General features: G+C 41.4%; 13 protein-coding genes. 9 read left to right on the forward strand and 4 right to left on the reverse strand.

Annotation, left to right across the window (positions count from 1 at the left end):
• The first annotated feature begins 428 nt into the window (after positions 1-428).
• Together AN944_RS07960 and AN944_RS07965 are read left to right on the forward strand one after the other, a co-directional pair.
• A complete protein-coding gene (locus AN944_RS07960; protein ID WP_055024073.1) occupies positions 429-680 on the forward strand; it encodes a YkgJ family cysteine cluster protein in 252 nt (83 codons plus the stop codon).
• Between the two features lie 28 nt (positions 681-708).
• Positions 709-1,164, forward strand: a complete 456-nt coding sequence (locus tag AN944_RS07965; protein WP_055024074.1) for an Rrf2 family transcriptional regulator — start codon at positions 709-711, stop codon at positions 1,162-1,164.
• Here AN944_RS07965 and AN944_RS07970 read toward each other — a convergent pair.
• The 4 genes from AN944_RS07970 to gpmM all read right to left on the reverse strand — a co-directional run bounded on the left by AN944_RS07970 (position 1,139) and on the right by gpmM (position 5,858).
• Positions 1,139-1,891: a divergent polysaccharide deacetylase family protein gene (locus AN944_RS07970; RefSeq protein WP_055024075.1), complete on the reverse strand. Its 753-nt coding sequence runs from the start codon at positions 1,889-1,891 to the stop codon at positions 1,139-1,141. The genes AN944_RS07965 and AN944_RS07970 overlap by 26 nt on opposite strands.
• A gap of 12 nt (positions 1,892-1,903) precedes the next feature.
• Complete coding sequence (locus AN944_RS07975; RefSeq protein WP_055024076.1) at positions 1,904-3,106, reverse strand: S41 family peptidase; 1,203 nt, start codon at positions 3,104-3,106, stop codon at positions 1,904-1,906.
• A 75-nt stretch (positions 3,107-3,181) separates the two neighbouring features.
• Positions 3,182-4,315, reverse strand: a complete 1,134-nt coding sequence (locus AN944_RS07980) for a murein hydrolase activator EnvC (protein ID WP_055024077.1) — start codon at positions 4,313-4,315, stop codon at positions 3,182-3,184.
• A 10-nt stretch (positions 4,316-4,325) separates the two neighbouring features.
• The gene (gpmM, locus tag AN944_RS07985) at positions 4,326-5,858 is read right to left on the reverse strand and encodes a 2,3-bisphosphoglycerate-independent phosphoglycerate mutase (protein ID WP_055024078.1); all 1,533 of its coding nucleotides are present in this window, start codon (positions 5,856-5,858) and stop codon (positions 4,326-4,328) included.
• A gap of 369 nt (positions 5,859-6,227) precedes the next feature.
• On the opposite strand from gpmM, the gene AN944_RS07990 reads away from it, so the two are divergent.
• The 7 genes from AN944_RS07990 to AN944_RS08020 all read left to right on the forward strand — a co-directional run bounded on the left by AN944_RS07990 (position 6,228) and on the right by AN944_RS08020 (position 14,243).
• Entirely contained in the window at positions 6,228-6,662 is a 435-nt protein-coding gene (locus tag AN944_RS07990; RefSeq protein WP_055024079.1) for a rhodanese-like domain-containing protein, read from the forward strand.
• Between the two features lie 206 nt (positions 6,663-6,868).
• The gene (gene secB / locus AN944_RS07995) at positions 6,869-7,354 is read left to right on the forward strand and encodes a protein-export chaperone SecB (protein WP_055024080.1); all 486 of its coding nucleotides are present in this window, start codon (positions 6,869-6,871) and stop codon (positions 7,352-7,354) included.
• 5 nt (positions 7,355-7,359) lie between these two features.
• Positions 7,360-8,376 (forward strand): NAD(P)H-dependent glycerol-3-phosphate dehydrogenase, encoded by a 1,017-nt coding sequence (gene gpsA, locus AN944_RS08000; RefSeq protein ID WP_055024081.1) that lies wholly within the window; start codon positions 7,360-7,362, stop codon positions 8,374-8,376.
• Positions 8,377-8,537: 161 nt separating this feature from the next.
• Complete coding sequence (locus AN944_RS08005; RefSeq protein WP_055024082.1) at positions 8,538-9,722, forward strand: NAD(P)/FAD-dependent oxidoreductase; 1,185 nt, start codon at positions 8,538-8,540, stop codon at positions 9,720-9,722.
• Between the two features lie 123 nt (positions 9,723-9,845).
• Positions 9,846-10,673 carry a TnsA endonuclease N-terminal domain-containing protein gene (locus AN944_RS08010; RefSeq protein WP_055024083.1) on the forward strand — a complete coding sequence of 276 codons (828 nt, stop codon included), beginning with the start codon at positions 9,846-9,848 and terminating at the stop codon, positions 10,671-10,673.
• Positions 10,663-12,807 (forward strand): DDE-type integrase/transposase/recombinase, encoded by a 2,145-nt coding sequence (locus tag AN944_RS08015; RefSeq protein ID WP_055024084.1) that lies wholly within the window; start codon positions 10,663-10,665, stop codon positions 12,805-12,807. The genes AN944_RS08010 and AN944_RS08015 overlap by 11 nt, the downstream gene beginning before the upstream one ends.
• Complete coding sequence (locus AN944_RS08020; protein WP_055024085.1) at positions 12,807-14,243, forward strand: ATP-binding protein; 1,437 nt, start codon at positions 12,807-12,809, stop codon at positions 14,241-14,243. Before AN944_RS08015 ends, AN944_RS08020 begins: the two co-directional genes overlap by 1 nt.
• The last annotated feature ends 5 nt before the right edge of the window (positions 14,244-14,248 follow it).

Raw genomic sequence — 14,248 nt, forward strand, 5'->3', positions numbered from 1 at the left:
CAGTTGGTTAGAATACCGGCCTGTCACGCCGGGGGTCGCGGGTTCGAGTCCCGTCCGCTCCGCCAACATAAAGACGAAAGCCTCTACAGCAATGTAGAGGCTTTTTTCGTTTTGAGTCGAAATTTACGTGCTGCGTTAAACTTAAATTCTATTACGCTTTAATTGAATGCTGTCATCGTTTGTTCTTGTTAGCTTAATAACGGGCTATCGTGTCGTGTCACTTTTTTCGCATATAGCTTAACTAACAGAAACATCATTGATAGTTAACGCCATATAGCGCCATCACAATGCATTGAATATCAGGTTATAATTTCTACGTAACTCTCATTTTTTACTTAAAGATGTATTTTGAGTGCGTTTTATAGAAAAGATGATTCTATATTAGCCATTAGTAAGATATATTGCTGCTTTAACACTTAGGTACTTTTATGGACTGCCGTCTTGGTTGTGGTGCTTGCTGCATCGCACCTTCTATTACAAGCCCAATTCCAGGAATGCCAGATGGTAAACCTGCTGGAGAACGTTGTATTCAGTTAAATGATGACAACCTTTGTAAACTGTTCGGCGACCCCTCTAGACCTAAAGTATGCTCGGATTTTACTGCCACAATCGATGTGTGTAGTACGTCAAATGAACAAGCGCTTTGGTTGATTACTGATCTTGAATCATCCACTTGTTGATTATGTATTTAAATGTTGGAACTAACTCATGCAACTAACTCGCTATACTGATTATGGCATTCGTATTCTAATGTACCTTGCTGCACAGCCAAAAAGAGAGACATTATTTCGTATTGCGGAAGTGACTACGGTGTTTGAGTTATCTTCAAACCATGTTGCGAAGATTATTCATCATTTAGGTAAGCTTGGCTACATCCAAACCATACGTGGTAAGAGTGGCGGATTTAAATTGGCAGTGGCGCCAGCTGACATTAATTTAGCTAAGTTGGTCGGTGAATTAGAGCCGTCATTAGCGCCAGTTAATTGCACTGAGCCTTATTGCCGATTTACGCCAGCATGTAGCTTAAAAGGTATATTGGCTAAAGCGGTAGCGGCTTATATGGCGGTGCTTGCTGAATCAACGTTGGCTGACATTGTCGCAAATGCAGATGAATTACTTGAGACGTTACCTGATCTCTCTATCTCAGTACTTGAGTTGAGCTAGCCCCCTCGCTTTTTGCCATTGTGACAGGCAGTAATGTCGAAGTATGAACTAGGTTAATGCCTTTTGCCTCTAATCGATGTAAGTTTCGATTTAAAAAGCGTACCGTTTCAGGATAAGGGTGCGCTATAACAACTAGACTTCCTTGCTGTTTTGCTTTCTCAATGATTTGTGAAAATTGCTTTTCAAGTGCAACTTCACTGACATCGTTATCTAAGAATATCTCTCTACGTAGCAGTGGAACACCGTGTTTCTCAGCCTTACTACTGGCTTTGCTGTAACGTGTAGTCACACTATCGACAAAATAAAGCTGTTTCTGTTTTAGGCTTTCCATTAACCAGTTCATCGGGTTGTCTAACTGAGTTAGCAAGCTGCCCATATGGTTATTTGCACCTTTGGCATATGGGATATTGGCAAGCGATGCCGTTAACTCTTGTTTGAGTTGTTGTTCGCTCATTTGATTAGTAAGTCCACCATTACCCAGTTTTTTACCGTTCAAGGCCTGCATAGGAATATGCAGCATGATTTCATTTCCTTGATGATGTCCTTGCTCGGCAAGTTTTTGACCTAATGGTGTATGAGGTAATACTGACAGTGTCACGCTATTTGGTAGTGACAACACGGCCTCATCTGATTGACGATAACCGATATCGTCAATGATGATTGCTATGTTGACTGCTTGAACTGGACCAATAAAAAGTAACGTTAATAAAAAAAATAAGTAGCGCACTGAGTCTGCTTTTTAGTTATGTGTTGTTATCCATGCAATAGCTGAAGAAATCTGGCCATCCTGTGGCTCATCATATTGCGCAGTTGATTGCTCAATTATATCCAGATATTCAGAATTTAGAATAGCTTCGTTAGAAATTTTGATGTCAGGTTCAATTCCTTTGCTGTGGATATCATTACCATCTGGCGTACTATATTTGGCGATGGTGAGTTTAATGGCATTCCCCATTTCTAACATAGGGATCAGGCTTTGTACTGTGCCTTTACCAAAACTTGTTTCACCGACTAAAGTTGCGCGGTTATTTTCTTGTAGTGCCGCAGCAAGCACTTCAGATGCAGATGCTGAACCCTTATTAATTAATACCACCATAGGAACGTGCTTAAAAATAGCTGGCTGGGATGCGTAATACACTTCGTTGGCATCAAAAAATCTTCCTTCTGTAGAAACAATGAGTCCATTTTGTAAAAACAAGTCAGCGATACTGATGGCCTGTCCTAATAACCCACCAGGATTATTACGCACATCCAGAATAAGCCCTGTTAACTCAATGTCCTTCCAAAGTTTAGATTGTCTAATGATGGCGCTTGTTGCATCTTCTTGAAACGAGTTCAATTGGATATAACCAATATTACCTTTGAGTATTTTGGCATTGATGGATTCTATATGAATAAGTTCAGGGTTAAGTGACAACTCGAACGGCGCATTTTCTTCACGCTCGATGGTTAAATTAATGGTCTGTTTGGCGTTGCTGTTTTGTTTAATATCCATTAGCACATCAGTTAAATTTGCACTGTCAATGACAGTATCGTTTAGCTGAAGTACTTTATCACCAGGCTGCAAGTTGGCTCTAGCTGCAGGAGAGTTAGGATAAGGAGTAATAATCGTGATCTGGTCATCATCGGTGGCCACTTCGAAACCGTATCCAAAGTATTGACCACTATTATTGTCATTGATGCTTTGGTAATCGTTAGCGTCTAAAAAGCCTGAATATGGGTCGAGATTTGTAAAAATGCCATCAATGGCAAACTCGATCAGTTGTTCGCGATTGACGTCATTAAAGTAATAAGTGTGGATGGTATCTATCACATCAAGTAGCAGGCTGTAGCTGTACTCAGAATCTGATTTATAATGTTGCTCAGAGCTAGACAAGCTCATCGAAAGCGCAACCGAAATACCCAAGAAAAAACATAATAAATAGCGTGCAAATTGCATCATAACAGCCCCTTAATACCGTCAAGGTACATACAGGGCGTCGGTTAGTTCAGCGAGTTAGGCTTCCTAGCCAGTTGTTTATCGACAATATTTCGCTGGGTTAACGGCTTGCCCTTTGTGTCGTATTTCAAAGTATAGGCCAGATTCTGTCTGTCCGCCTGAACTCCCGACAAGAGCAATAGATTCTCCTTTCTGTACAGTTTCTCCTGGCTGAATTAACAGTGCCTGAGCGTGACCGTACAGGCTCATGTAGCCTTCACCATGATCGACAACCATGACCATACCAAAACCACGTAGCCAATCAGCATAAATGACGGTACCTGGCGCAACAGCGGTAATACTCCGTCCTTCTGGTGCAGCGATAACGACGCCTTTCCAGCGTATTTGTCCTGAGCGGCGACTGCCAAATTTAGATGCTAAATGCCCTTTAGTAGGCCAGTTTAATTTGCCTCGTCGTTTAGCAAGGCCGTCCATTTCAGGATTGTCTTTAGCTGCAAGTAACGCTTGCTCGATAAGCCGCTTTAAGCTGGCTTCTTCGATTTGCATTTGCTCAAGTTCAGCCCCTTTACTCGTTAAGGTTCGCTGAATTTGTGCCAACGTTTGTTTACGCTGGCTTTGCTCTTTACTCAGTTGTTCAGCTTGTTGCTTTTGCTCAATAATAAGTGCATTAAGCTTTTGTTGTTCAGTGACTTGCTGCTGCTTGACTGTGTCTAATTGCTCTATGGTCGCCTTTAAATCTGTAATGGCTTTAATTCGAGCATTATTAAGGTACTGATAGTAAGCCAGCATACGTTCAACAGTCGCTGGATTCTGCTGGTTTAACATCATTTTTGAGTAGTCATGATTACCAGCTAAATAGGCACTAGATAATTGCTTTGATAAGGTTTTTTGTTGCGTAGTTCGTCGCTTGTCTAATTGAATCGTTTCAGTCTCTAACTCACTAAGTTTACTGTTAACTTGAGTTAGTGAAGATTGGGTTTGATTGACTTTTTGAGCTGCATTTGAAATAGCTTGCTCATCACGCTTAAGCAGCGAGATGAGCTTTTCTCGTTGACGACTGGTGTCTTTCAAAGAGTTTTGTTGTTGATTGATCTGCGCTTGAATGGCTTTAAGCTCTGACTGACGCTTATTCAGATCGGCACTTTGAACTGATGATGAAATTATCAGAAAGCCAGCAAATATGCTGGCTTTGAACAGTTGTCGTCTATTCACGAGTGGCTATTTACTCTTTGAGATTAATAATTGAGCGGCCTGTCATTTCTGATGGCACGTCTTGTTCCATCAAGGTTAACATAGTTGGCGCGATATCGCTCAATCGGCCACCATCTTCAATTGTCGCGTCACGACCGACGTAGATAAATGGCACTAACTCACTTGTGTGAGCAGTATGTGCTTGGCCTGTGGTTTCATCAGTCATTTGCTCAGCATTACCATGATCGGCTGTAATTAAGCATTCGCCGCCAACTTTTTGTAATGCATCAACAACTCGGCCAATACAAGCATCAACCGCTTCACATGCTTTTACTGCAGCGTCGAAGTTGCCAGTATGACCAACCATATCGCCATTAGGGTAGTTACATATGATGACATCAAACTCGTTAGACTCAATTGCAGCAACCAATTTATCGGTTAATTCAGTTGAGTTCATCTCTGGTTGAAGATCGTAAGTTGCTACGTCAGGAGACTTAATTAACTCGCGGCTTTCGCCTTCAAACGGCTGCTCTTTACCGCCATTAAAGAAAAATGTTACGTGAGCATATTTTTCGGTTTCAGAGATACGTAACTGAGTCTTGCCTAGGTTTTGTAATGTTTCACCTAAGGTATTTACTAAGTCAGTAGATGGGAAAGCGACGGGAGCTTTAATGTCGTTGGCATAGTTCGTCAACATGACAAAGTTCACACTAGGCGTGACCTGGCGCTTAAAACCGTCAAAATCGGCATTAACAAAACTGCGAGTGATTTGGCGAGCTCGGTCAGCACGGAAATTCATAAATATCAGTGCGTCATTGTCTTCTAATGACACAGTATCACCGATGGTCGTAGCAGCTACAAACTCATCGTTTTCATCACGCGCATATGCCGCCTCTAATGCATCGACAGCACTTGAGAAGTTAAATTCAGCTTGGCCTTGGGTGATAAGGTTATAAGCCTTCTCAACACGATCCCAGCGGTTATCACGGTCCATTGCATAATAGCGACCAAGTAGTGAGGCTATTTTACCGTGACCTAGTGATTTAAACAGTTCGTCAAAGTGCTCTAGTGAGCCTTTAGCGCTGCGTGGAGGCGTATCACGGCCATCTAAAAATGCATGCAAGTACACTTTTGTGGCACCACGCTCTACAGCCATACGACACATAGCTTCAATATGCTCTTCATGGCTATGTACACCACCTGGCGACATTAACCCCATGATATGCACAGCGCCATCTTTACTGATGGCTTTATCAATGGATTCGCACAGTGCAGTGTTTTGTGCAAACTCATTGTCAGCAATAGACTTACTGATACGAGTCAGCTCTTGATAGACAATGCGGCCAGAACCAATATTGATATGGCCGACTTCTGAATTACCCATTTGGCCGTCAGGTAGGCCAACATCCATACCTGAACCAGAAATCAGGCTATGGGGGTAAGTAGCATTAAGTTTATCTAGAACAGGGGTGTTGGCATGATAAATCGCATTATTATGCGTATTTTCACGGTAGCCCCAGCCATCTAAGATAAGTAATGCCAGTGGACGCTTTTGAGTCGCCATGGAAGTACCTCTATTTTTAAAGTTAAAGTGTAAAGTTTATGAGAAAGTAAAATTTAATTGATATGGATATTACTACTTATGCTGGCGCTGAAAAAGATATTTACCTTATATAGCCTGTTCTTCATGCCGATTTATATAGCAATATCGGAGCTGGTATACCGGTTAGCCAAGATGAATTTTTTGCAATGAAAGCGAAATCATCATGATTTTGGCGCTGGCTTGTTAATTTTATGCAACCTTTAATGTGTAAAGTGTCACTAATAAGCCCCCATCGGTGATGATTAAGCGTGAACTTGCTGCATTATAAAGACGCAGTCGGTATACTCTGTGGCTTATTAATTTTAGCCAATCTAAAAGTAGGCAGAGAAGATGCAAGAATATATTGAATTTTTTCAGGCGAACCCAGTTTTAAGTATCGCTTGGGTTGGTTTGTTCATCGCTGTAGTTGTGACGACAATTAAGACAGCAACATCTAAAGTTATCAACGTCAACACACAAGAATTGACCATGCTGATGAACAAGCAAGGCGGTAAAGTGATTGATGTTCGTTCGCAAGAAGAGTTCCGTAAAGGGCATATCGTAGATGCGTTAAACGTGCCTTTGTCTGAAATTAAAAATAATAAAGCCACTGCCCTTGAAAAGTATAAAAGCAGTCCCATTATTACTGTATGTAATGCTGGAATGACATCTGCGCAAGCAGCTCAACTTCTTGTTACACAAGGCTTTGAAAATGTCAGCAACTTAAAAGGCGGTATGGGCGACTGGACTGCTGCAAACTTACCAACAGTAAAAGGTAAGAAGTAAATATATCCAGCGACTTGCTAATGAATGTTAGCGGGTCCAACAAGATCCTACTTGTATAAAGGGCTTTAAGGCGTTTTGTTAACTAGTTAGATCAACTTTAATCGGGATGGACTAATATCTAGGCTTTGGCTAGGTTTTAGGAATAAAAGCCCAAATTTAAAATTAGCCTCACAGAAGAGCTAAAACACATTTGAAGGTAGGAAATCATGGCTGAAGTAGCAAACAACGAAGAACAAGCACCACAATTCAACATTCAACGCGTATTCACTAAAGATGTTTCATTTGAAACGCCAAACAGCCCAGCTGTTTTCCAAAAAGAATGGAACCCAGAAGTTAAGCTAGATCTTGATACTCGTAGCAACAAACTTTCTGACGACGTGTATGAAGTTGTTCTTTCGTTAACCGTCACTGCACAAAATGGCGACGAAACCGCTTTCTTATGTGAAGTACAACAAGCTGGTATTTTCTCTATCACTGGTTTAACTGAGCAGCAATTGGCTCACTCTTTAGGTGCATACTGCCCTAACGTTTTATTCCCATACGCACGTGAAACAGTAGGTAACTTAGTTTCTCGTGGTACGTTCCCACAGCTTAACCTTGCTCCAGTGAACTTTGACGCGTTATTCGCTCAATACGTTCAACAGCGCCAGCAAGAAGCTGCTGCAGCACCAGCTGCTGAAGAAAACGCTTAATATTTATGAGTAACGCTACCGAAATTACGGTATTAGGGGCGGGGTCTTATGGCACCGCCCTTGCCATTTCTCTCGCCAGCAGTGGTCATAAGACCTTGCTATGGGGTCATGAGCCTGAGCACATGGAAGCCCTTGCCAAAGACAGAGCCAACAGCGCATTTTTACCAGGGATCGCTTTCCCTGATACGCTTGAGCTAGAGTCTGACTTAGGTAAAGCATTAGCAGCGAGTAAAAATGTGTTGGTTGTAGTACCAAGCCATGTATTTGGTTTAGTTCTCAGTCAAGCTAAACCATTGCTTCGAGATGATGCTCGCATTGTCTGGGCAACTAAAGGTTTAGAGCCAGAAACAGGTCGATTATTGCAAGATGTTGCTCGAGAACAATTAGGGGATGATATTCCTCTCGCTGTGTTATCTGGGCCAACATTCGCTAAAGAGCTTGCTGCTGGAATGCCTACAGCAATCTCAGTTGCAGGTACCTGTGCCGACTTTACCAGTGATTTAGTGGAGTTATTGCATAGTCCTAAACGCTTACGTGTTTATGCAAATGATGACTTTACCGGTTTACAATTAGGTGGCGCGGTAAAAAACGTTATCGCAATTGGTGCTGGCATGTCTGATGGTATTGGCTTTGGTGCCAATGCGCGTACAGCATTAATCACTCGTGGTTTGGTTGAATTGACTCGTCTTGGTGTGGCACTGGGTGCCGACAATAACACCTTTATGGGAATGGCTGGTTTAGGTGACCTAGTGTTGACCTGTACCGATAACCAATCACGTAACCGCCGTTTTGGTTTAGCATTAGGTAAAGGCAGTGATGTCGATACTGCGCAAACAGAAATTGGCCAAGTGGTTGAAGGTTATCGTAATACCAAAGAAGTTTACACATTAGCGAAACGACTTGGTGTTGAAATGCCGATAACTGAGCAAATTTACCAAGTGCTTTATCAAGGTAAAACGCCAGTTGAAGCGGCTAAAGAGCTACTAGGGCGAGACCAAAAGTCTGAGACCATCTCTGAGTAGCGTGAGTGTGAATACGACTGAAAGGGTGCTAATATAGCGCCCTTTTTTGTGTCTGATGATAAAGTAGTCTGTTATTAATAGCGCTTTATTTTCGGCAGATAGTTAACCCGGCTTGTTGGCCAATGCCTTATTAGCACCACCCAAAGTGAGAGAGTAAACAAGTGATACATCATGACGTAATTATTATTGGTGCAGGAGCTGCGGGCTTAATGTGTGCGGCAACTGCAGGCTATCGTGGTCGTGACGTACTGGTATTGGATAATGCCAAACAAGCGGGTAAAAAAATTCTGATTAGTGGTGGTGGGCGTTGTAATTTTACCAACCAAAAAGTTGAACCGCACAATTTTATCTGTGGTAACAGCCACTTTGTAAAGTCTGCACTGGCAAGGTATCGTTCTTCAGATTTTATTGAACTTGTGGAACGTCATGGTATTGATTATCACGAGCGAGATCATGGTCAACTGTTTTGTAATGACTCAGCGAAAGACATCGTCAATATGCTCATGACGGAATGTGAATGGGCTGGCGCCAAAGTGCAATTACGTACAGAAATGACCAAAGTGAGCAAGAATGCTCAAGGCCAATTTGAAGTGCTGACGTCAAATGGTGACTTTAGCTGTGACTCACTGGTTATCGCAACGGGTGGGTTATCTATGCCGAAACTTGGTGCGTCGCCATATGGCTATAAGCTTGCTGAACAATTTGGATTATCGGTGCTGCCAACCCAGGCGGGTTTAGTACCTTTTACATGGCATAGTGATCAAAAGGCACGTTTTGAGCCACTATCAGGTATTGCTGTACCGTCAACGATTACAGCAGAAGACGGCACGCAGTTTAGTGAAGCGTTGTTGTTTACCCACCGTGGTTTATCAGGGCCAGCTATTTTACAAATTTCAAATTATTGGCAAGCGGGTCAAGCTATTAGTATTGATTTATTGCCTAATGAAAGCGCGGCTGAAAAGCTTGAAATTGCTTTAGCTAATAGCCCTAAACAAAGCTTACGCAATACCATTAGCCAATGGTTACCAAAGCGTTTGGTTGAGGCGTTATTTAATGCCGCACAGCTTGATAAAGCCCTAAATCAATTAGGCCATGGCGAGCGAGATCAAATAGCTAAAGAGTTAAATGAGTGGTCAATTGTGATGAATGGCACAGAAGGTTATCGCACTGCAGAAGTGACGTTAGGTGGCGTTGATACGAATGAATTGTCATCGAAAACCATGGAAGCGAAATCGGTTGCTGGTTTGTATTTTATCGGTGAAGTCATGGATGTCAGTGGCTGGCTCGGAGGGTTCAACTTTCAATGGGCTTGGTCATCTGGTGTTGCAGCTGGAATGGCTGTTTAAATGTTTTGGCACAATAAAGTTTGTACATAAAAAATAAAGTTTGTACACAAGGCGGTATTGGAATAATAAAGTTTGTACACTAAGCTATAATTCACTTAACCAGATACTGTGGAGTGAATTAACTTGGGACGGTTTAGGAAGCTAGTTACACCGAAAGATTATCAGCGAGCATTAAAGAATAAGTTTGGCTTAGGTGAAGCTGATGAGTACACGCCTTGGTTGCGTGTACAAGATGTTAATTCTGCCGGAAATAGCGGTAAGATCGATGGACTTAAATCTAACCGAGTTCACCACACATTATCAGAGCAAGAATCATGCTTTTTCTATTTAGCAGAATTTTGTGATCCTGTTATTGATATTCGTGAGCAATTCCCACTTCTTCCACTCGACCTTTCGGTCAAAATAGCAAAAACACTAGATATCGATCATCCGATAAACCCAGTGACGAAAGAAAAATGTTTCAATGTGATGACGACGGACTTTCTTTTAACTCTGACTGACGGCACTAAAACTTGGTATGAGGCGATAAGTGTTAAGCCTGCTGATGATTTAAAAGATAAACGTACAGCTGAAAAACTCGATATTGAGAGGGTTTGGTGGCAGCTACAAGGTATTGCATTTCATATATTTTCAATGACAGAGCAGACTCAAATCCAATCTCGAAATATTCAATGGTTCACTTCACCGTATCGGCAAGGGAGTAATTTCCCAAATGACACAATTGAGAAAGCGAAGTCTATTGTTAAATTAGGGACTAATTTAATTGAGGATTTATGTAATGACTTTATTAGTGAACTTGATATCGAGCATGATGATGCTTTGGTTTTACTGAAGGTGCTACTAGCAACTAAGCAAATTCGTGTTGATCTTAATAAGCCTATAGCTGAAAGCGGCATTTTGCAGGTTGTACAGGTTGCGGTCCGAATAGGAGAGCAACAAAATGCAAGTTGAATTAAATAGTGTTTGGAGTATTAAAGACGTTGGTGAGATTCAAGATGGAACTTACCGAGTTTTAAAACATTACCCTGATGATTCAATGATTGTGATATTCAGGCTTACGGATGATACTAATCTCCAAAGACCCATAGCTGTCTCTGTCGCTATATTTATTGAAGCAATAGAAAATGGCCAAGTATCCCCGTCTGATTATTTAGCTCCCTTCTACCAGCTTGTTGCTGAGGAAACGATCTCTGAAGCACATAAGAATAAGAGGGATAAGCGTTTTCAACAAATTAAAGGATTAATCACCGCTTCAAATTTTCTTCTGGAGGTTTCACTTAACCCAAGGTGTAAACTTGTTGCAGAGCACGCTAAAAAGCAAAGCACATACGTTCAAGGTTTATATCGGTCACTTAATCTTTTTTGGAAGTATGGGCAAGAGCTTAACGCATTGCTTCCAGCATACAAAAATTCTGGGGGAGCAGGGAAGTCAAGAGTTGCTGGTGATGTAAAGCGAGGCTCTCCTATTCAAGTATCCACTCCAGGACTTATTGTTCCAAAAGGCGTCAATACAAGCGAAGAGGACAAAGTTAAGTTCCTTAAAGCGATGAAGCGTTATGGCTTAAGAGGAAAGGCGGCTACTCACAGTCGGGTGTACGACCAGATGTTAAAAGAGTTTTATGCCGATGAATTAATATCTGCTGATATTGAGCAGCGTGAGGTAAGGGTTCCGAGCTATAGAGCTTTTATTTATTGGGTTAACAGATTGGTTCCTAGACAAGAGCTAATTAGAAAGCAGACTTCTTTAGGTTATTTTGATCGCAATCTTAGAGGTTTATCTGGGTCATCGACGGATCATACAGAAGTTCCTGGTAGTTGTTTTGAGCTAGATGCTACTGTTCTAGATGTACATGTCGTATCAGAAATTAGGCGTAATCATGTTTTAGGGCGACCAACACTTTATCTCGTTATAGATAAAGAAAGCCGGATGATTGTGGGTATGCATGTATCAATGGAGTTTGCCTCTTGGCGTGCAGGGCGTCAGGCTTTGGTTAATAGTTTCACACCCAAAAAAGAGTTCTGTGCTCAATTTGGCATCGACATCGAAGATAAGGATTGGCCGTGTAGCCATATTCCCCAGCGACTGTTATGTGACCGAGGGGAGTTTATTTGTAAAAATGCTGAAGACTTAGCTGTCCCCCTAATCGGCCATCTTAGCATTGCTCCCCCTTATAGGGCAGACCGAAAAGGATCAATAGAACAACGATTCAATATGTTGAACCAGCGATTAAATCACGAACTTCAGGGAACTACTCTTGGGCGACCAAATACTCGTGGGGACCGTGATCCAAGAGCTGATGCTATATTTACATTAAAAGAGGTCACGACATTACTTATTGATGAGGTTATGTCACTTAATCGGAATCATTTAGACAGCTTAGCGGGTCAGAGTCGCTTGTTTATAGAGTCCGCTAATAAACCTTGTCCTATTAATTACTGGAATTTTCATTTAGATAAACACTTACATGCCTTAAATAAGGTTAATGAGGCTGAAGTTAGAAGTCGTTTATTACCTGTTGAAACGGTTTCTATGACTTCAAAAGGAATTCGACTCAACGACGATATGTACTATAAGTGTGATCGGCCAGAGTTTGAGGATTGGAAAACGATTGCTCGATCTGGATCTCGTTGGTCAATGGAGGCTCGAATCGATCAAGATAATTCCTCATTCATTTATGTAAGGCTGCAAAAGATGGAGGGGTTCACTCGATGTGAATTAATGTTGCAATCTTCTAGTCTTGAAGGTCTACATAGAGCAGATGTTTTGCTGTTTGAGGATTTGAAAAAGCTCGATAAAAAACGAGCTAAACCTGACGCAAAATCTGTGGAACAGCATCAGCGTCGAAAAGCGATTGTGAAACATGCTCAAGATGAGGCTAAGAATGCCCCTCCTTTATCTTCTAAAGCTGAACGTACACGTGGGATGAAAGAGCGAAGAAGGAAAGTGATTGAGAATGATCGATTATCCAGTAGTTCATCAGATATAGAGTTAACTCCACAAGTTGGAACTCGTGTTGACCAATGGCCAGAAGAGCGGAATCAAAAAGTGGTGTCACTGCTGAAGCGTAAAAAGGATCGTGACTAATGTACGTTGAGAATGCCCGTTATCAAAAGCCCATTTTACCTGAGCATAGTGGTAATGCCCTTATAGAGGCGCTGCCGAAGAAATTAACTGATGAAGATTTAGTTAGTAAATTGGAACATTATCCTAAATGCTTAATCAAGGATACTCAAAAGGATGCCTCTGAACGAGTGGAGTACTTAACTCGTTTAAACAGGCTTCGTCAGCCGCAACTTGTTTACTTTGATGTCTTTCGCGCTATTGAAGTTGCGATAAAAGATGGCTATTCAGCTAAAAACCCTTTGTCACCAACTACAATGAATTACCTTCACTATTCTTTAGAGGAAAGACCGAATATAAAGCCTCGTTCTGGTTTTTTTAAACCTAAAGGGTGCGGGATAACTATCATTGGTGAAAGTGGCGTAGGTAAAACATCAATGCTAGAACAGGTGCTAAGTATTTACCCTGATGTAATTAATCATCAATCTTATAACGGTATGTCATTACCTTTAACGCAAGTTGTTTGGCTTAAGGTTGATTGTCCTGATGACTCAAGTGTAAAAGGGCTTTGTCATCGGATTTTAGATGAAATTGACAGGAAAATGGGTATTGAAAATACAAAGCCTCACAGCACTATTGCACTGCTAATTAAGCAGATTGAAGCAAAAATGAAGTCTAGTTTTCTGGGCATCTTAGTTATAGATGAGATGCAAAACCTAAATACAGCTAAAGCTGGTGGCGCTGAGCGATTATTAGGTTTCTTACATAATTTGATGAATAACCTTGGCATACCAATTTTATTTTGTGCAAACCCCCCATTTGATAAGTTATTAAGCAAAACACTTAAAGCCGCACGACGAGCGGAAAGTGGCGGCTATTTTGACATTGGTTTACTTAAAAACTCAGAAGCTGAGTGGGGACTTTTTGTTGATGCATTATGGGAATTACAGTGGACTAACGTTCAAACGCCATTGACACAGGACTTAAGTAATAGTCTCTATAGTTTGTCTGTAGGTAATATGGATCTTGCAGTGCGAATATTTTACGCAGCACAACGAGCTGTAATAGGCTCATTAGATGAGCGGATTACTACCGATGTATTGAATAAAGGAGCAAGTATAGCTATTAGATCCTCGAAGCCTGCCATTGATGAATTAAGACTTTCTCTATTAAAGCGTAAAAAAGAATCTACAAATGATAAGCCAAACAGTGAGGCTTCAGAAGAAGCTAAAGCAATTACTGAATCTAAAGGTAAATTCGTTACGATACCTGGTGACCTAAGTCGCCCTCACCATCCAGAACTTGCTGAGCGTATCACTGAATTACAGTATGAGGATGATTTACATGCCTTGATTGAAGATCCGGCATTAATACAGCGAGTATCAGAAGAGGAAAACCCTTTAGGTATGCTTAAATCGGAAGGAATTTTCTGTGAAGACCCGCTCAAGACTTTCGGTTAGAGTTT

The organism is Shewanella sp. P1-14-1 (genome assembly GCF_001401775.1).
GTDB classification, from domain to species: Bacteria; Pseudomonadota; Gammaproteobacteria; order Enterobacterales; family Shewanellaceae; genus Shewanella; species Shewanella japonica.